General features: G+C 72.4%; 14 protein-coding genes. 7 read left to right on the forward strand and 7 right to left on the reverse strand.

Going from position 1 to position 17,630, the window contains the following annotated elements; all coding sequences use genetic code 11:
• Positions 1-293 precede the first annotated feature (293 nt).
• Positions 294-2,129 carry a glycoside hydrolase family 3 protein gene (locus ACH4TP_RS14215; RefSeq protein WP_398437861.1) on the reverse strand — a complete coding sequence of 612 codons (1,836 nt, stop codon included), beginning with the start codon at positions 2,127-2,129 and terminating at the stop codon, positions 294-296.
• Positions 2,130-2,238: 109 nt separating this feature from the next.
• Positions 2,239-3,150, reverse strand: a complete 912-nt coding sequence (locus tag ACH4TP_RS14220; RefSeq protein ID WP_398437862.1) for a LysR substrate-binding domain-containing protein — start codon at positions 3,148-3,150, stop codon at positions 2,239-2,241.
• Between the two features lie 100 nt (positions 3,151-3,250).
• Between ACH4TP_RS14220 and ACH4TP_RS14225 the strand changes: the two genes are divergently transcribed.
• Both ACH4TP_RS14225 and ACH4TP_RS14230 read left to right on the forward strand, forming a co-directional pair.
• Entirely contained in the window at positions 3,251-4,213 is a 963-nt protein-coding gene (locus ACH4TP_RS14225; protein ID WP_398437864.1) for an EamA family transporter, read from the forward strand.
• Entirely contained in the window at positions 4,210-4,803 is a 594-nt protein-coding gene (locus tag ACH4TP_RS14230) for an AAA family ATPase (RefSeq protein WP_389222138.1), read from the forward strand. Before ACH4TP_RS14225 ends, ACH4TP_RS14230 begins: the two co-directional genes overlap by 4 nt.
• Here ACH4TP_RS14230 and ACH4TP_RS14235 read toward each other — a convergent pair.
• Positions 4,764-5,732, reverse strand: coding sequence for a linear amide C-N hydrolase (locus ACH4TP_RS14235; RefSeq protein ID WP_398437866.1), 969 nt, complete (start codon positions 5,730-5,732; stop codon positions 4,764-4,766). The genes ACH4TP_RS14230 and ACH4TP_RS14235 overlap by 40 nt on opposite strands.
• An 88-nt stretch (positions 5,733-5,820) precedes the next feature.
• Positions 5,821-6,867 carry a LacI family DNA-binding transcriptional regulator gene (locus ACH4TP_RS14240; protein WP_398437868.1) on the reverse strand — a complete coding sequence of 349 codons (1,047 nt, stop codon included), beginning with the start codon at positions 6,865-6,867 and terminating at the stop codon, positions 5,821-5,823.
• A 165-nt stretch (positions 6,868-7,032) separates the two neighbouring features.
• Between ACH4TP_RS14240 and ACH4TP_RS14245 the strand changes: the two genes are divergently transcribed.
• From ACH4TP_RS14245 to ACH4TP_RS14255, 3 genes are read left to right on the forward strand one after another with little or no spacing between them, the layout of a single operon-like run.
• Positions 7,033-8,184, forward strand: a complete 1,152-nt coding sequence (locus tag ACH4TP_RS14245; protein ID WP_398437870.1) for a Gfo/Idh/MocA family protein — start codon at positions 7,033-7,035, stop codon at positions 8,182-8,184.
• Positions 8,181-9,335: a dihydrodipicolinate synthase family protein gene (locus tag ACH4TP_RS14250; RefSeq protein ID WP_398437872.1), complete on the forward strand. Its 1,155-nt coding sequence runs from the start codon at positions 8,181-8,183 to the stop codon at positions 9,333-9,335. Before ACH4TP_RS14245 ends, ACH4TP_RS14250 begins: the two co-directional genes overlap by 4 nt.
• A 26-nt stretch (positions 9,336-9,361) precedes the next feature.
• A complete protein-coding gene (locus ACH4TP_RS14255) occupies positions 9,362-10,135 on the forward strand; it encodes a sugar phosphate isomerase/epimerase family protein (RefSeq protein ID WP_398438447.1) in 774 nt (257 codons plus the stop codon).
• 57 nt (positions 10,136-10,192) lie between these two features.
• Here ACH4TP_RS14255 and ACH4TP_RS14260 read toward each other — a convergent pair whose 3' ends face one another.
• Positions 10,193-10,666, reverse strand: coding sequence for a hypothetical protein (locus tag ACH4TP_RS14260; RefSeq protein ID WP_398437874.1), 474 nt, complete (start codon positions 10,664-10,666; stop codon positions 10,193-10,195).
• Positions 10,667-10,948: 282 nt separating this feature from the next.
• On the opposite strand from ACH4TP_RS14260, the gene ACH4TP_RS14265 reads away from it, so the two are divergent.
• Both ACH4TP_RS14265 and ACH4TP_RS14270 read left to right on the forward strand, forming a co-directional pair.
• The gene (locus ACH4TP_RS14265) at positions 10,949-13,180 is read left to right on the forward strand and encodes an ATP-dependent RecD-like DNA helicase (protein WP_398437876.1); all 2,232 of its coding nucleotides are present in this window, start codon (positions 10,949-10,951) and stop codon (positions 13,178-13,180) included.
• Between the two features lie 179 nt (positions 13,181-13,359).
• Positions 13,360-14,649: a citrate synthase gene (locus ACH4TP_RS14270; protein WP_093876000.1), complete on the forward strand. Its 1,290-nt coding sequence runs from the start codon at positions 13,360-13,362 to the stop codon at positions 14,647-14,649.
• Positions 14,650-15,003: 354 nt separating this feature from the next.
• On the opposite strand, the gene ACH4TP_RS14275 is transcribed toward ACH4TP_RS14270, so the two are convergent.
• Positions 15,004-17,214, reverse strand: coding sequence for a heavy metal translocating P-type ATPase (locus tag ACH4TP_RS14275; protein ID WP_398437878.1), 2,211 nt, complete (start codon positions 17,212-17,214; stop codon positions 15,004-15,006).
• Positions 17,215-17,284: 70 nt separating this feature from the next.
• Positions 17,285-17,509: a heavy-metal-associated domain-containing protein gene (locus tag ACH4TP_RS14280; protein ID WP_389222120.1), complete on the reverse strand. Its 225-nt coding sequence runs from the start codon at positions 17,507-17,509 to the stop codon at positions 17,285-17,287.
• Positions 17,510-17,630: the final 121 nt, after the last annotated feature.

The following is a 17,630-nucleotide window of genomic DNA, read 5'->3' on the forward strand; positions in this document are numbered from 1 at the left end:
CGTTGTGGGCAATCGTCCCGCAGGGCGGAACGGGTGGGCACAACGGACCCGCGCCCTGCCGGCGCCAGAGGCTTACGCGCCTGAACCCGCACCCCGTGCGAGCTGTGCACCGGGTGCGGGTTCAGGCGCGGAACGCGGAGGCGCCGCTAGAGGGCGCCGTCCCGTGTGCCCACCCGTTCCGCCCTGCGGGACGATTGCCCACACGGCGGGTGGCGGAGGGCACTGCCCCGCGGGGGGCGTGGGCGAAGCCCCGGGCGAAGCGCACCGCCCCGCGCGGGCGCGGGCCCCGTTCCTCAGGGCCCGTACGACAGCCCGTACCCCACCGGATAGAGGACCTTCGTGGGGTCGGCCGCGTCCTGGACCGGCACAGGGAGCCGTCCCCGGGGTCGCGCGAGGCCCGCCAGGACCCGCACCGCCGCCCGCAGTTCGACGTCCGTCCAGGAGTAGGCCGCGAGGGTCGCCCGCTGGCCGTCGAGGCGGGCGATGTCGTACGGGTTGCGGATCGAGACCGTCACCACGGGCACCCCGGTCGCGACGAGCCGCGCCACGAGCGTGCGCTGGGGGCTGGTCGCGGAGACGTTGTAGGTGCCGACGAGGACGACGTCCTTGCCGGCCGCCGCCGCCACCGCCTCCTCGATCTTCGCGGCCGTCGGGGTGATCCCGGTGGAGAGGGCCGTCGCGCGGAAGCCCAGCTCCGAGAGCGCCGTCGCGAGCGTGGTCGTCGGCGGGCCCGTCGTACCGGACGGAGAGGCGGGGTCCGCGCCGACGACGAGGACCGAGCCGTGGGAGTCGGGGCTCAGCGGCAGGAAGCCGTCCTCGTTCACCAGCAGCGTCGTCGTCGCCTCGGCGATGCGGTCGGCGTGGGCGAGGTGGGACTCGGTGCCGACGACCCGCTCGACGCCCGCCCGCGTGGCGTACGCCTGCCGGAAGAGCCCCAGCTTCGCCTTGAGCCGCAGGATCCGCAGGATCGATTCGTCGAGCCGGGCCTCCGTCAGTTCGCCCGCCCTGACCGCCGCCAGGACCGCGTTCCAGGCGACGTCGAGCTTCGGCGGGTTGAGCAGCTGGTCGACCCCGGCCTTGAGGGCGAGGACCGGGACGCGCTCGTCCCCGTACTTGGTGCGCACGCCCTCCATGCCGAGGGAGTCGGTGACCACCACGCCGTCGTAGCCGAGCTGCTCGCGCAGGATGCCGGTGACGATGGGCCGGGAGAGCGTCGCCGGGTCCTCGCCGGGGTCGAGCGCGGGGACCACGATGTGCGCGGTCATGATCGAGTCGATCCCGGCGTCGATCGCGGACCGGAACGGCGGCGCGTCGAGCTCCGCCCACTGCTCCCGGGTGTGGGTGATCGTCGGCAGGCCGAAGTGGCTGTCGACGGCGGTGTCGCCGTGGCCCGGGAAGTGCTTGGAGGTGGCCGCGACCCCGGCCTGCTGGTACCCCTTGACCTGGGCGGCGACGAGACCGGCGACGGCCTGCGGGTCGGAGCCGAAGGAGCGGACCCCGATGACGGGGTTGGCCGGGTTGACGTTCACGTCGGCGACCGGGGCGTAGTTCTGCCGGATGCCGACGGCGGCGAGCTCCTCGCCCGCGATCTGCGCGGCCTTGCGGGCGTCCGCGTGCGAACCCCCGGCGCCGAGGGCCATCGCCCCGGGCAGCAGGGTGGCGGGCTTGCCGACCCGGCAGACGATGCCGTGCTCCTGGTCGGTGGAGATGAGCACCGGGACCGGGGTGGACCGCGCGAGTGCGGCCTGCTGGATGCCGTTGGAGAGCTCGGCGATCTGCTGCGGGTCGCGGGTGTTGTGGGCCCAGGTGAAGTAGATGATCCCGCCGACGTGGTAGCGCTCGATGAGCTCGGCGGCGGTACGGACGCCGATCTCCTTGAGGTTGGCGTCGATGTCGGCCTGGTCGGGGGCGGTGGCGGAGTGGCCGTAGACCCGCATCACGAAGAGCTGGCCGACCTTCTCCTCCAGCGACATCCGGTCGATGATCCGCCGGAGCTTCAGGTCGTCGGCCCGGAGGTCGGTCTCCGCGTGGGCGGCGGGGGCGAGGGCGCCGGTGACGGCCGCCGCGGCGGCTGCGGCGGTCACCGTGAGGAGGGTGCGTCGGGAGGGGGCGGGGGCGCGGTGGTGCACTGATGCTCCTTCCGGCCGTGCAGGGTTGAAGGAAACTTCCAAGGTGTCACGGATAGCCCGAAAGTAACTGCCAGGTCAAGGACCCGCGCAGGAATCGCCCGCGGACGTCTCAGCCGGCCGAGGCGATCGAGGGCCAGAGCTCCTGGAGCGTACGGACCGTCTCCCGGATCGCCGGGCGCCGCGCCGCACCCGTCCGCCACATGGCGTGCAGCCGGCGCGTCGGCACCGGGTCGAGCCGTACCGCCACCACCTCCGGCGGCAGCGCCCCGCGCCCCAGGCGCGGGACGAGCGCGATCCCCAGACCGGCCGCCACCAGCGCCACCTGCGTGTGGTTCTCCTCGGCCTGATGGACGATCAGCGGCTCGTACCCCGTCGCCCGCAGCGTCCGCGTCAGCCAGTCGTGGCAGACCGTCCCGGGCGGCTGCGAGATCCACCGCTCCGCCGCCAGCTCCTCCCGGCGCACCGACTCCCGCGCCGCCAGCGGGTGGTCCCGGTGGACGAGGACGTCGCACCGGTCGTCGCCGATGACCGCCTGCTCGACCCCCGGCGGCGCGGGCAGCGGCGCGATGTCCCAGTCGTGCGCCACCGCCAGGTCGATCACGCCCCGCGCCACCAGGTCGACCGAGAGGTGCGGGTCCACCTCCGAGAGGCGGGCGTCGAGCTCCGGGTGGAGCCGGGCCAGCTCGGCGAGCACCCGGGGCATCAGACCGCGCGCCGCGCTCGCGAAGCAGGCGATCGTGAGCCGCCCGGCGGGCCGGCCGCGCCGCTCTTCGAGCCGCACCTCCGCCTCCTCGACGAGCGCCAGCAACTGGCGGGCGGTGGCGGCCAGTTGGTGGGCGTCGTCGGTGAGCCGGATGCCGCGCCCGCTGCGTTCGAGCAGGGTCGTGCGGGTCTCCCGCTCCAGCTTCGCGATCTGCTGCGAGACCGCCGACGGGGTGTAGCCGAGGGCGGTGGCGGCGGCGCCGACACTGCCGTGGACGGCGACGGCGTGCAGGGCGCGCAGACGGCCGAGGTCCAGCACGGGGCAGCTCCCGAAGGGTCGTGGATGTAGGGATTCTTCATCCCATCATGAAGAGACCTGTGCTGGTGCTACACGGTCGACGGCGGCCATCCTCGACGACATGAGCCCCGCCCACCCCGCCCCCGCTCCCGCACGCCTCGCCCCCTCCCACCTCGCCCTCGCCGTCCTGGTCGCCGCCGTCTGGGGAGTCAACTTCGTCGTCATCGAGATCGGTCTCGACCACTTCCCGCCGCTGCTCTTCTCCGCCCTCCGCTTCCTCGCCGCCGCCCTGCCGGCGGTGTTCCTCGTCGGCCCTCCGAAGGTCGCCTGGAAGTGGGTCGTGGGCGTCGGACTCGTCCTCGGCGTGGCCAAGTTCGGCCTGCTCTTCACCGGCATGGACCTCGGCGCCCCGGCCGGGCTCTCCTCCCTCGTCCTCCAGGTCCAGACCGTCTTCACCGCCCTCTTCGCCTTCGTCGCCCTCGGCGAACGCCCCCGCCGGCTCCAGGTGCTCGGGATGGCGGTCGCCCTCGCGGGCATCGGCGTCGCCGCCGTCGACGAGGGCGGCTCGGGCCCGCTCGCCGGCTTCGCCCTGGTGATCGCCGCGGCGGTCTGCTGGGGCGCCTCCAACGTCCTGACCCGCAAGGCCGCCCCGCCCGACGCCCTCAACTTCATGGTCTGGGCCAGTACGGTCCCGGTCCTGCCGCTGCTCGTCCTCTCGCTCCTCCTGGAGGGCCCCGAGCGGGACCTCGCGGCCCTGCGCGGGCTCGACGGGACGGGGATCGCCGTGATCGTCTACGTCGCCTGGATCACGACCGTCTTCGGCTTCGGCGCCTGGGGCTGGCTGCTCCGCCGCCACCCCGCCTCCTCCGTCGCCCCCTTCTCCCTCCTCGTCCCCGTCTTCGGCATGTCCTCGGCGGCCCTGTTCCTGGGCGAGTCGGTGAGCCCGCTCCGCTGGTGCGCGGCGGCGCTGCTCGTCGGGGGAGTGGCACTGACCTCGCTCGCGCCGCGCCGGAATCCCCTGGTGTCCACGGAACCCCCGGCCGTATCGTTCCCCCGTCCCACCGGCGAGGAAAGGCCCGCATGACCTTCGAGAACGTCACCGTCGACAGCCCCGAACCCGCCCCCGGCGCCCTCCTGCTGGCGGGGATCCCCGGAAGCGGCAAGAGCACCGTGGCGGCGGCCCTCGCGGGGCGCTTCGCCCGCGCCGCGCACATCGAGGTCGACCACCTCCAGGAGCTGATCGTCCGGGGCGGCCACTGGCCGAGCCCGGACGGCGACCCCGAGGCGGACCGGCAGATCCTGCTGCGCGCCCGCAACGGCTGCCTGCTCGCGGACAGCTTCGCCGCGGCGGGCTTCCTGCCGGTCCTCGACGACGTGGTCGTACGCCGCTCCCACCTGGACTTCTACCGCGCCCGTGCCCGGGCGGTCCCGCTCCACGTGGTGATCCTGGCCCCGGGCCCGGACAAGGCCTGGGAGCGCAACAACGCCCGCCACAAGAAGCTGACGACGAACTGGGCCTTCCTCGACGAGGCCATGCGCGCCGAACTCTCCGGCGAGGGCGTCTGGATCGACAACGCGGACCAGACGGTCGAGGAGACGGTCGACGCGGTCCTCGCGGCGACGGGCCTCACCGTCTACGCCGAAGCGAACTCGAACGGCTCCGTCGGCTCGTAGCGGTCGCTGACGTCCCCGAGCAGCCCCTCCACCGAGAGGTCGAGCCGCGCCGCCCGGCCGAAGTCGAGCGCGTCGAGCCCCGTCCAGACGATGTCGGGGGAGTACGAGGACTCGAAGGCGTACACCCCGTTCGTCAGGTCCGCGAGGGTGCGCCAGATCGTCGCCGAGATGTTCGGCCGGGCCGGGTCGGGCGTCCCGAACGGCTGGGCGGCGTTCCGCATGACGCTCAGGAGCGCCGCGTAGGCACGGGCCGGGGTCTCGGCCGGCGGCAGCCGGTCCAGGTAGTAGGCGGCCCGTACGAAGCGGTCGGCGGCCTCGGTGGTCCCCGGCAGCGGCAGCTCGCCGCCGAAGCCCCGGTACTTCCGCAGATGCGCCAACTGCTCGTCGAACGGCGGGGAGTTGGTCATCACCGTGTACGAGCGGTCGTGGTGGATCCGGGGCTTGCCGTCCAGGAACTCCACGACCGCCGAGTCACCGCCCGCGTCCTCGACCGCCAGGTGCACGGTGCTGAAGGTCCCCGCGTGCGCGTCGCCCTGCGGCCGCACCTGGAAGGGTTCCGCCTCCATCGAAGCGACCGCCTCCGCGACCGTCGCGAACCGGTCCAGGACGTACTGCGTCCACATCGACACGCTCACCGCGGGCAGCCGGGTGTCCCGCTCCCCGAAGTCCGCCTCGGCCAGCCACAGCAGGTGCGCCCCGAGCCCCCGCTCGTTGACCCCGTCTGTCGTGGCGCTGTCGTACGCGGTCGCCACCACGCTCCCGTACGCCGCCGTCCACCGCAGCGGCGCCGGATCGTCCCCCCGCACCCCGACCCGCTCGGCCCCCCTCGGCAGCACCCACAGGTTGGTGCCGAGCCCCTGCTTCCAGTCCATGTTCCGACCGACGACCACCGGCTGCCCTGCGGCCCGCCACATGACACGCGTACACATGCCGCCAGGCTAAACGGGCGAAACCCTCCCGAAGCGGTACGGCGCGTTCGGCTTTCGGGGCGCGGAAGCCGTTCGGCTCGGTGCCCCGCTACTCCCGCGGCCGCCCCGTCGACCCCCGTACCACCAGCTCCCCCGGCACCGTCTCCACGCCGCCCGCCGGAGGCTCCTCCGCGCGCATGGCGAGGCGGCCCGCGCGGACGCCCGTCTCGTGCAGCGGCAGTCGTACGGTCGTGAGGGCCGGGACCGCGTCCACCGAGAACGGGAGGTCGTCGAAGCCCGCGACGGAGACGTCGCCGGGGATGGACAGGCCCCGCTCGCGCAGGGCCGCGCAGACGCCGAGCGCCACCGTGTCGTTGGCCGCGACGACGGCCGTGAGGTGCGGGTCGCGGGCGAGGAGTTCGGCGGTCGCCCCGTATCCGGAGGCGCGGTCGTACGGGCCGTGGACCGTCGGGCCCTCGGGGACGCCGGCCGCGGCGAGGGCCTCCCGGTGGCCCTCCAGGCGGTGCCGGGTGGTGGTGCGGTCGGTCGGGCCCGCCACGTAACCGATCCGCCGGTGGCCGAGGCCGAGCAGGTGCTCGGTGAGGAGCCGTCCGCCGGTCCGGTTGTCGAAGACGAGGGCCGCCGCGCTCGCGTCGCCGGGTGCGGGAGGGCGCCCGCACAGCACGACCCGGGTCCCCGCCCCCGCCAGCTTGGTCAGCTTCCCGGCCGTCGCCGCGAGGTGCTCCGGGTCCTCCAGGGAGCCGCCCATGAGGATCACGGCCGCGGCCCGCTGCCGCTGGAGCAGGGTGAGGTAGGTCAGCTCGCGCTCGGGGGAGCCGCCCGTGTTGCAGACGACGGCGAGCTTCTCGCCCCCGCCGCGCCCGGTGGCGCTCTCCCCGATCGCGCTCTGCGCCGCGCTCGCCATGATCCCGAAGAAGGGGTCGGCGATGTCGTTGACGAGGACGCCGACCAGGTCGGAGGTGGCGGCGGCGAGGGAGCTCGCGGGGCCGTTGAGGACGTAGTCGAGCTCGTCCACCGCCCGCAGGACCCGCTCGCGGGTCGACGCGGCGACCGGGTAGTTGCCGTTCAGGACGCGGGAGACGGTGGCGGGGGAGACCCGTGCGCGGGCGGCCACGTCCGCCAGGGTGACGGTCATCGCGTGCGTACCTCCAGCATCGTGTGCGTACCTCCAGGCCCTTGTCGGCGGTGATGTCGGCAGGCTAGCGTCCTCCCCGACAGAAAGCGCTTTCTATCCGGACGGCCTTCTCTCCGGACGGCCGGACGGACCCAGGGCGCGGAGCACCGCGGAGAGGAACGTTTCGTGACACGCAGGGCAGTCCGCATCGCCATGAACGGCGTCACCGGCCGCATGGGCCACCGCCAGCACCTCGTCCGCTCGATCCTCGCCCTGCGCGACCAGGGCGGCCTCGACCTCGGCAACGGCGAGACCCTCTGGCCCGAACCCGTCCTCGTCGGCCGCCGCGAGCACGCCCTGCGCGCCCTCGCCGAGCGCCACGGCCTCACCGAGTGGTCCACCGACCTCGACGCCGTCCTCGCCGACGACACCGTCGACGTCTACTTCGACGCCCAGGTCACCTCGGCCCGCGTCGACGCGCTCACCCGGGCCATCGCCGCCGGCAAGCACGTCTACACCGAGAAGCCCACCGCCGCCGACCTCGCCGGCGCCCTCGGACTCGCCCGCCTCGCCGAGGCGAAGGGCGTCAAGCACGGCGTCGTCCAGGACAAGCTGTTCCTCCCCGGCCTGCTCAAGCTCAAGCGCCTCGTCGACGGCGGCTTCTTCGGCGAGATCCTGTCCGTGCGCGGCGAGTTCGGCTACTGGGTCTTCGAGGGCGACTGGCAGGACGCCCAGCGCCCCAGCTGGAACTACCGCGCGGAGGACGGCGGCGGCATCGTCGTCGACATGTTCCCGCACTGGGAGTACGTGCTCCACGAGCTCTTCGGCCGGGTCACGAGCGTCACCGCGCACGTCGCCACGCACGTCCCGCAGCGCTGGGACGAGCAGGGCAAGCCGTACGCCGCGACCGCCGACGACGCCGCGTACGGCATCTTCCAGCTGGAGGGCGGCGCCGTCGCCCAGATCAACTCCTCCTGGGCGGTCCGCGTCCACCGCGACGAGCTCGTCGAGTTCCAGGTCGACGGCACCCACGGCTCCGCCGTCGCCGGACTGCGCGACTGCCGCGTCCAGCACCGCTCGGCCACCCCCAAGCCGGTCTGGAACCCCGACCTCCCCGCCGCCCACTCCTTCCGCGACCAGTGGCAGGAGGTCCCCGACAACGCCGGGTTCGACAACGGCTTCAAGGCCCAGTGGGAGCTGTTCCTCCGGCACGTCGCGCTCGACGAGCCGTACCACTGGGACCTCCTCGCCGGCGCCCGCGGCGTCCAGCTCGCCGAACTGGGCCTGCGCTCGGCCGCCGAGGGCCGCCGTCTGGACGTCCCGGAGGTGACCCTGTGACGATCCGCCTCCCCGCCCCGGACGGCACCACGCGCGCGTACGCGCCCCGCACCGAACCGCTCGCGCTCTCCGCGACGGGCCCGCTGACCTCCCGTACGGTCTTCTCCGCCGCACACGTCGTCGCCGACCCGTACGCCGACACCACCCCCGACTCCCCGGCCGCCGTCGACTGGGACGCCACCCTCGCCTTCCGCCGCCACCTCTGGTCCCACGGCCTCGGGGTCGCCGAGGCCATGGACACCGCGCAGCGCGGGATGGGCCTGGACTGGGCGGGCGCGGCGGAGCTGATCCGCCGCTCGGCGGCCGAGGCGCGGTCGGTCGGCGGCCGCATCGCCTGCGGCGTCGGCACGGACCAGCTGACCGGCCCGGCGACGCTCGCGGAGATCCGTACCGCCTACGAGGAACAGCTCGCGGTCGTCGAGGAGTCGGGCGCGCGGGCCGTCCTCATGGCCTCCCGTGCCCTCGCGGCCGCCGCGAAGGGACCCGAGGACTACCTCGACCTCTACGGCCACCTGCTCCGGCAGGCGGGCGATCCGGTCATCCTGCACTGGCTGGGCCCCATGTTCGACCCGGCGCTCGACGGCTACTGGGGCTCGCCCGACCTCGACGCGGCCACCGAGACCTTCCTCGACGTGATCGCGGCCCACCCCGACAAGGTCGACGGCATCAAGGTCTCCCTCCTCGACGCCCGCCGCGAGGTCGCACTGCGCCGCCGCCTCCCGGTGGGGGTCCGCTGCTACACGGGCGACGACTTCCACTACCCGGAGCTGATCGCGGGCGACGAGCAGGGCTTCAGCCACGCCCTCCTCGGCGTCTTCGACCCGCTGGGCCCGCTGGCGGCCGAGGCGGTGCGCACCCTGGACACCGGTGACACCGAGGGCTTCCGCGAGATCCTCGACCCCACCGTCGCCCTCTCCCGGCACCTCTTCCAGCCCCCCACCCGCTTCTACAAGACGGGCGTGGTGTTCCTCGCCTGGCTGGCCGGCCACCAGGACCACTTCACGATGGTCGGCGGCCTCCAGTCCGCGCGCTCGCTGCCGCACCTGGCCCGCGCGTACGAACTGGCCGACGGCCTCGGCCTGTTCCCGGACCCGGCCCGCGCGGAGTCCCGCATGCGCTCGCTCCTCACGGTGTACGGAGTCCCGCAGTGAACCTCGACCGCTTCAGCATCAACCAGATGACGGTGAAGCAGCTGCCCCTGCCCGAACTGGTCGCCCACTGCCTCCGCCTGGGCGTCCCGGGCATCGGCCTGTGGCGCGAACCGGTGCGGGAGTACGGGGTGGAGGCGGCCGCCGACCTGCTCCGGGACGCGGGCCTCACCGTCACCACCCTCTGCCGGGGCGGCTTCTTCACGTCGGACGGCTGGGAGGCGGAGAACCGCGCGGCGATCGACGAGGCGGTGACCCTCGGCACCGACACCCTCGTCCTGGTCTCCGGCGGCCTCACCCCGTCCTGCCCCGACCTCCCGTCCGCCCGGGCCCGCGTCACGGAAGCGATCGGCGCCCTGGCGCCCTACGCGGGCGAACGCGGAATCCGCCTGGCCATCGAGCCCCTCCACCCCATGTACGCCTCCGACCGCTGCGCGGTCTCGACCCTCGACCAGGCCCTGGAGATCGCCGAACGCTTCCCCGCCTCCCACGTCGGCGTCACGGTCGACACGTACCACCTCTGGTGGGACGACCGCGCCCCGGCGGCGGTGGAACGCGCGGGCGCGTCCGGCCGCATCCACTCCTTCCAGCTCGCCGACTGGACGACCCCCCTCCCGGCGGGCGTCCTCAACGGCCGCGGCCAACTGGGCACGGGCTCCATCGACCTCCCCGCCTGGGCGGCCCTGCTGGAGAAGGCCGGCTACACGGGCCCGGTCGAGGTGGAGCTCTTCAACGACGCGCTGTGGGCGCGGGACGGGGTCGAGGTCCTGGAGGAGACGCTGGAGGCCTTCGGGGCGGTCTGACGCGCGGCCGGTGCTCCGCCCCCACCGACGCGGGGGCGGAGCACCGGCCGCCAAGGCTCAGCAGGGGCGGATGTGCCACACCGGCGACCACGAGGCCGTCCCGCTCTGCGGGGCCGTGCTGGTCCACCTGAGGCTGCCGTCCTGGTTGTAGAACCTCGCGACCGTGCCCGCGGTCTGGTTGTTGTTGAAGTACCCGTCACCGACCCCGTAGAAGTCGTAGTAGCCGCAGTAGTAGTAGTCCCAGGTGCTGCCGTTGCCGTCCTGGATGCACAGGTGCCCGTAGCTACAGCTGATGGCGGCCGCCTCGGCGCTCCCCGGGGCCGAGAAGGTGACGGACCCCCCGGGCATGGTCGCCTTGTCCTCGCCGATCCGCCGTTCACCGGGATGGCCCGCCAGATAGGCCTCGACCTGCCCCCGGACCCCGTCCGCCCCACCGTCCACCGGAGCGGCCGACGCACTGCCCGCCAGCAGCTGCCCGGCGGCCAGCGTCACGGCCGCCCCCGTCATGACCAGGCTCTTGATCCACTTCATGCCCTTGCTTCCCCTCACCTCGATGACCTCACCGGCACGCCCATCGTTCCGGGGACGGAGGGGTCCTTTGAAGGGTCAATTCAGGCAATGACGTGGCAAGTCCGGCTATCTTGACGAACACCTCGCACACGCATTTTCCGGATACCGCCAGCGTATGCGCGCGCCGGCCACCACCGGCGCGACGATCAAGCACGCCACCTGGCGAAAAAACGCCACCCTGCGCGGTTCCCGGGAATCGTCCCCAGCCCCCGCGATGTCAGCGCCCTTCGCTACGGTCGAGGTATGTCCAACGAGGGTCAGCCATACCGCCCCGCCGTCGTCGAAGGGGTGCTGGAGCGGATCACGTACGCCAACGAGGAGAGCGGGTACACGGTCGCGCGGGTCGACACCGGGCGGGGGGCCGGGGATCTGCTCACGGTCGTGGGGGCGCTGCTGGGGGCGCAGCCGGGGGAGTCGCTGCGGATGGAGGGGCGGTGGGGGTCGCATCCGCAGTACGGGAAGCAGTTCACCGTCGACAACTACACGACCCTGCTGCCCGCGACGATCCAGGGCATCCGCCGCTACCTCGGCTCCGGCCTCGTGAAGGGCATCGGGCCGATCTTCGCGGACCGGATCACGCAGCACTTCGGGCTGGACACGCTCGACATCCTCGAAACGGCGCCCGCCCGGCTGATCGAGGTCCCGGGCCTGGGGCCCAAGCGGACGAAGAAGATCAGCGAGGCCTGGGAGGAGCAGAAGGCGATCAAGGAGGTGATGGTCTTCCTCCAGGGGGTGGGGGTGTCGACGTCCATCGCCGTGCGGATCTACAAGAAGTACGGGGACGCCTCCATCTCCGTCGTGCGGAATCAGCCCTACCGGCTCGCGGCCGACGTGTGGGGTATCGGTTTCCTCACGGCGGACAAGATCGCGCAGTCCGTCGGGATCCCGCACGACAGCCCCGATCGGGTGAAGGCGGGGATGCAGTACGCGCTGTCGCAGTCCAGCGACCAGGGGCACTGCTTCCTGCCCGAGGAGCGGCTCATCTCCGATGCCGTGAAGCTCCTCCAGGTCGACACGGGGCTCGTCATCGAGTGCCTGGCCGAGCTCGCGGAGGACCCCGAGGGGGTCGTGCGGGAGACCGTGCCCGGCCCCGAGGGGACGTCCCTCACCGCCGTGTACCTGATCCCCTTCCACCGGGCCGAGCTGTCGCTCGCGGGGCAGCTGCGGCGGCTGCTGCGGGCCGAGGAGGACCGGATGCCGGCCTTCCGGGACGTGCCCTGGGACAAGGCGCTGGCGTGGCTCGCGGACCGCACGGGGGCCTCGCTCGCGCCGGAGCAGGAGGAGGCGGTGCGGCTGGCCCTGACCCGGAAGGTGGCCGTGCTCACCGGCGGGCCGGGCTGCGGAAAGTCGTTCACGGTCCGCTCGATCGTGGAGCTGGCCCGGGCCAAGAAGGCGAAGGTCGTGCTCGCCGCCCCGACCGGCCGGGCCGCGAAGCGGCTCGCCGAGCTGACCGGGGCGGAGGCCTCCACGGTGCACCGGCTCCTGGAGCTGAAGCCGGGCGGGGACGCGGCCTATGACCGGGACCGGCCGCTGGACGCCGATCTGATCGTCGTCGACGAGGCCTCGATGCTCGACCTGCTGCTCGCGAACAAGCTGGTCAAGGCGGTGGCACCGGGGGCCCATCTGCTGCTGGTGGGGGATGTGGACCAGCTGCCGTCCGTGGGGGCCGGCGAGGTCCTCGGCGACCTCCTCGCCCCCGGCAGTCCCGTGCCGTCCGTGCGGCTGACGCGGATCTTCCGGCAGGCCCAGCAGTCCGGGGTGGTCACCAACGCGCACCGGATCAACGCCGGGACCCCGCCGCTCACCCAGGGGCTCCCGGACTTCTTCCTCTTCGTCGAGGAGGAGACCGAGGACGCGGCCCGGGTCGCCGTGGACGTCGCCTCCCGGCGGATTCCGGCCAAGTTCGGGCTCGACCCGCGCCGGGACGTCCAGGTCCTGGCCCCGATGCACCGGGGCCCGGCCGGCGCGGGCTCGCTGAACGGCCTGCTCCAGCAGGCGATCACCCCCGCGCGGCCCGACCTGCCGGAGAAGCGGTTCGGCGGGCGGGTCTTCCGGGTCGGTGACAAGGTGACCCAGATTCGGAACAACTATGAGAAGGGGGCCAACGGGGTCTTCAACGGTACGGTCGGCGTCGTCACGGCGCTCGACCCCGTCGAGCAGCGGCTGACCGTGCGGACGGACGAGGACGAGGAGGTGCCGTACGACTTCGACGAGCTGGACGAACTCGCGCACGCGTACGCGGTCACCATCCACCGCTCGCAGGGCAGCGAGTACCCGGCGGTGGTCATCCCGGTCACGATGAGCGCCTGGATGATGCTCCAGCGGAACCTGCTCTACACGGCCGTGACCCGGGCCCGGAAGCTGGTCGTCCTGGTCGGCTCCCGGCGGGCGATCGCCCAGGCGGTCCGTACGGTCTCGGCGGGCAGGCGCTTTACCGCACTCGCGCACCGGCTCACAGGGGAACCCCTCGTGTGAAAGATCACGGAGGGCTACCGGAACCGGGGCGAAGGGGGCAGGATATGAAGGTTGGCGGCACTGAGTGCCGCCGAATGGCCCAATGAGCGACCCCGAGTGCACTCTCCTGAGCCAAATGGGGGATGGTAGAGACAGTCAGGGCACCTCGAAGAAGAGGCACTACGTCGGTGAGGGATGACGTGAGCGACAACTCTGTAGTACTGCGGTACGCGGACGGTGAATACACCTACCCGGTGGTCGAGAGCACCGTCGGCGACCAGGGCTTCGACATCGGGAAACTCCGAGCCCAGACCGGGCTGGTCACCCTGGACAGCGGATACGGCAACACGGCCGCCTATAAATCCGCGATCACCTACCTCGACGGTGAGCAGGGCATCCTGCGGTACCGCGGCTACCCCATCGAGCAGCTGGCCGAGCGCTCCACCTTCCTTGAGGTGGCGTACCTGCTGATCAACGGTGAGCTGCCGAAGGTCGACGAGCTGTCGACCTTCAAGAACGAGATCACGCAGCACACGCTCGTCCACGAGGACGTCAAGAACTTCTTCCGCGGTTTCCCGCGGGACGCCCACCCGATGGCGATGCTGTCCTCGGTGGTCTCCGCGCTGTCCACCTTCTACCAGGACAGCCACAACCCGTTCGACGAGCAGCAGCGCCACCTCTCCACGATCCGGCTGCTCGCCAAGCTGCCGACGATCGCGGCGTACGCGTACAAGAAGTCGATCGGCCACCCGTTCGTCTACCCGCGCAACGACCTCGGGTACGTCGAGAACTTCCTGCGCATGACCTTCTCGGTCCCCGCGCAGGAGTACGACCTGGACCCGGTCGTCGTCTCCGCGCTCGACAAGCTGCTGATCCTGCACGCGGACCACGAGCAGAACTGCTCGACCTCCACCGTGCGCCTGGTCGGCTCCTCGCAGGCGAACATGTTCGCCTCGATCTCCGCCGGCATCTCGGCCCTGTGGGGCCCCCTGCACGGTGGCGCCAACCAGTCGGTCCTGGAGATGCTGGAAGGCATCCAGGCCAACGGCGGCGATGTCGACTCCTTCATCCGCAAGGTGAAGAACAAGGAGGACGGCGTCCGCCTGATGGGCTTCGGCCACCGGGTGTACAAGTCCTTCGACCCGCGCGCCAAGATCATCAAGGCGGCGGCGCACGATGTCCTCTCGGCCCTCGGCAAGTCCGACGAGCTGCTCGACATCGCGCTCAAGCTGGAGGAGCACGCGCTCTCCGACGAGTACTTCGTCTCGCGCAACCTCTACCCGAACGTGGACTTCTACACGGGTCTGATCTACCGGGCCATGGGCTTCCCGACCGAGATGTTCACGGTCCTCTTCGCCCTCGGCCGCCTTCCGGGCTGGATCGCCCAGTGGCACGAGATGATCAAGGAGCCGGGTTCCCGCATCGGCCGCCCGCGCCAGATCTACACGGGTGAGGTCCTCCGCGACTTCGTCCCGGTCGAGGCCCGCTGACGGCACTGACCCGCACGGTCACCGAAGCGAAAAGCGCCCCGCCGCCGATCCCCCCACGGGTCGACGAGCGGGGCGCTTTCCATGTCCCGGTGCGGATTCCCCCCACGGGATCCGGGCCGGGCGTCTGGTGCGCGGTCTGCCGGGGTACGTACGGGAGGGCCGCTCAAAGCTCCCCGGTGCACGTGCCCCGGCCGCGCTTGCCCAGGGACGTCCCCCAAGACATCCCAGTGAACGTCCCCCAAGACGTTCTTTGGCATCGCCCACTTAGACTCGCGAACAGCCCAGATGGTTACCCCCCAATATCTGTGATCTAGATCTCTTTGTGAAGGTCCTGTGCGTCACGCGTAAGTGAATTCACGAGAACCGCCGCAGTCGCAGGCTGTTGGATACGACGAAGACGGACGAAAAGGCCATGGCCAGGCCCGCGATCATCGGGTTGAGGAGTCCGGCCGCCGCGAGGGGGAGCGCGGCGACGTTGTAGCCGAAGGCCCAGCCCAGGTTCCCCCGGATCGTCGCCAGGGTCCGCCGGGCCAGCCGGATGGCGTCCGCCGCGACCCGCAGGTCGCCCCGGACCAGGGTCAGGTCGCTCGCCTCGATGGCCGCGTCGGTGCCCGTGCCCATCGCGAGCCCGAGGTCGGCCGTGGCGAGCGCGGCGGCGTCGTTGACCCCGTCGCCGACCATCGCGACCGTACGGCCCTCGGCCCGCAGTCGCCGGACCACCTCGGCCTTCTCCTCGGGCAGCACCTCCGCGATCACCTCGTCGATGCCCACCTCGGCCGCCACGGCCTCCGCGACCGCCCGGTGGTCCCCGGTGAGCAGCACCGGCCGAAGCCCCAGGGCGCGCAGCCGGGCGACCGCCTCGGCGCTGGTGTCCTTGACGGTGTCGGCGACGGTCAGGGTGCCCCGGGCGACCCCGTCCCAGGCGACGTGGACGGCGCCGGGCTCGGTCGTCGCGGGGGCCTCGATCCCTTCGGCTTCGAGGAGGGCGGCGCGCCCGACGAGGACGAGCCGGCCGTCGACGGAGCCGCGCACGCCGAGTCCGGGCACGTTCTCGAAGGTCTTCGGGGTGGGGAGCCCTCCGCAGCGCTCGGCGGCGCCGGCGGCGATCGCGCGGGCGACGGGGTGCTCGGAGGAGTGCTCCAGGGCGCCCGCGAGGCGCAGCAGCTCGGTCTCGTCGGCGGAGTCCGTGCCGTACCGCCCGCCGTGCACGTGGACGCCGGTCAGCCGCATGCGGCCGGTGGTGACCGTGCCGGTCTTGTCGAGGACGACGGTGTCGACGCGGCGGGTGGACTCCAGGACCTCGGGGCCCTTGATGAGGATGCCGAGCTGGGCGCCGCGCCCGGTGCCGACCATGAGGGCGGTCGGGGTGGCCAGGCCGAGGGCGCAGGGGCAGGCGATGATCAGGACGGCGACGGCGGCGGTGAAGGAGGCGGTGACGTCGTCGGTCAGGAGGAGCCAGGTGACGAGGGTGCCGAGGGCGATGAGGAGCACCACGGGGACGAAGACGGCGGAGATCCGGTCGGCGAGCCGCTGCACCTCGGCCTTGCCGCTCTGGGCGTCCTCGACGAGCTTCGCGATCCTGGCCAGCTGGGTGTCGGCGCCGACGCGGGTGGCCTCGACGAGGAGGCGTCCGGAGACGTTGACGCAGCCGCCGGTGACGGCGGAGCCGGGGGTGACGTCCAGGGGCAGCGACTCGCCGGTGAGCAGGGAGGCGTCGACGGCCGAGGAGCCTTCGGCGACGGTGCCGTCGGTGGCGATCTTCTCCCCGGGGCGTACGACGAAGAGGTCGCCGGTACGGAGCTCGCCGACCGGGACGCGTACCTCCCTGCCGTCCCTGAGCACCGCCACATCCTTGGCACCGAGCTCCATCAGGGCCCGCAGCGCGGCGCCCGCCTTCCGCTTGGCGCGGGCCTCCAGGTAGCGGCCGAGGAGGATGAAGGTGACGACGCCGGCGGCGACCTCCAGGTAGATCGCGGAGGAGGCGTGGGCGCGGTCGGCGGTGAGGTCGAAGCCGTGGCGCATGCCGGGCATGCCGGCGTCCCCGAGGAAGAGGGCCCAGAGGGACCAGCCGTAGGCGGCGAGGGTGCCGACCGAGACGAGGGTGTCCATGGTGGCGGCGCCGTGCCGGAGGTTGGTCCAGGCGGCCCGGTGGAAGGGCAGCCCGCCCCAGACGACGACGGGCGAGGCGAGGGTGAGCGAGAGCCACTGCCAGTCGTCGAACTGGAGCGAGGGGACCATGGCGAGCAGGACCACGGGCGCCGAGAGGAGCGCGGAGACGGTGAGCCGCTGCCGGAGGGAGGCGAGCTCGGGGTCCTCCTCGGCCTCCTCCGGTTCCTCCGGCTCGGGCGGCAGCGGCTCCTCGGCGGTGTAGCCGGTCTTCACGACGGTGGCGATCAGCGCGTCGACGCCGACGTCCGGCGCGTGCTCGACGCGCGCCTTCTCCGTGGCGTAGTTGACGGTGGCGGTGACGCCGTCCATCCGGTTGAGCTTCTTCTCGATGCGGGCGGCGCAGGAGGCGCAGGTCATCCCGCCGATCGTCAGCTCGGTGACGGTGGTGCTGGGCATGTGCGGTTCCAAACGGGAGCAGGGCCGTACCCGTAACGGTACGGCCCTGCGGTGAGGCTGCGGAGGCGGGTCAGACCAGCTCGTAGCCGGCCTCGTCGACGGCGGCGGCGACGGCCTCGCGGTCGAGGGGGGCGGCGGAGACGACGGTGACCTCGCCGGTCTTGGCGACGGCGGTGACCGAGGAGACGCCGGGGATCTCGGAGATCTCGCCGGAGACCGCGCCCTCGCAGTGGCCGCAGGTCATGCCCTTGACCTGGTAGACGGTGGTGAGTTCGGTCTTCGTCTCTGCGGACATGGTGTCTCTCCTCTTGGGGTTCAGCGTCCTACGATGACGAGATTATACCCCTGGGGGGTATAAGTCCAACGCCCATCGACGCGCGGTACGACCCGGCGGGCCGCCGGGGCCTATGGTAAAT

This window comes from Streptomyces sp. NPDC021012 (assembly GCF_044333355.1).
Lineage (GTDB): Bacteria > Actinomycetota > Actinomycetes > Streptomycetales > Streptomycetaceae > Streptomyces.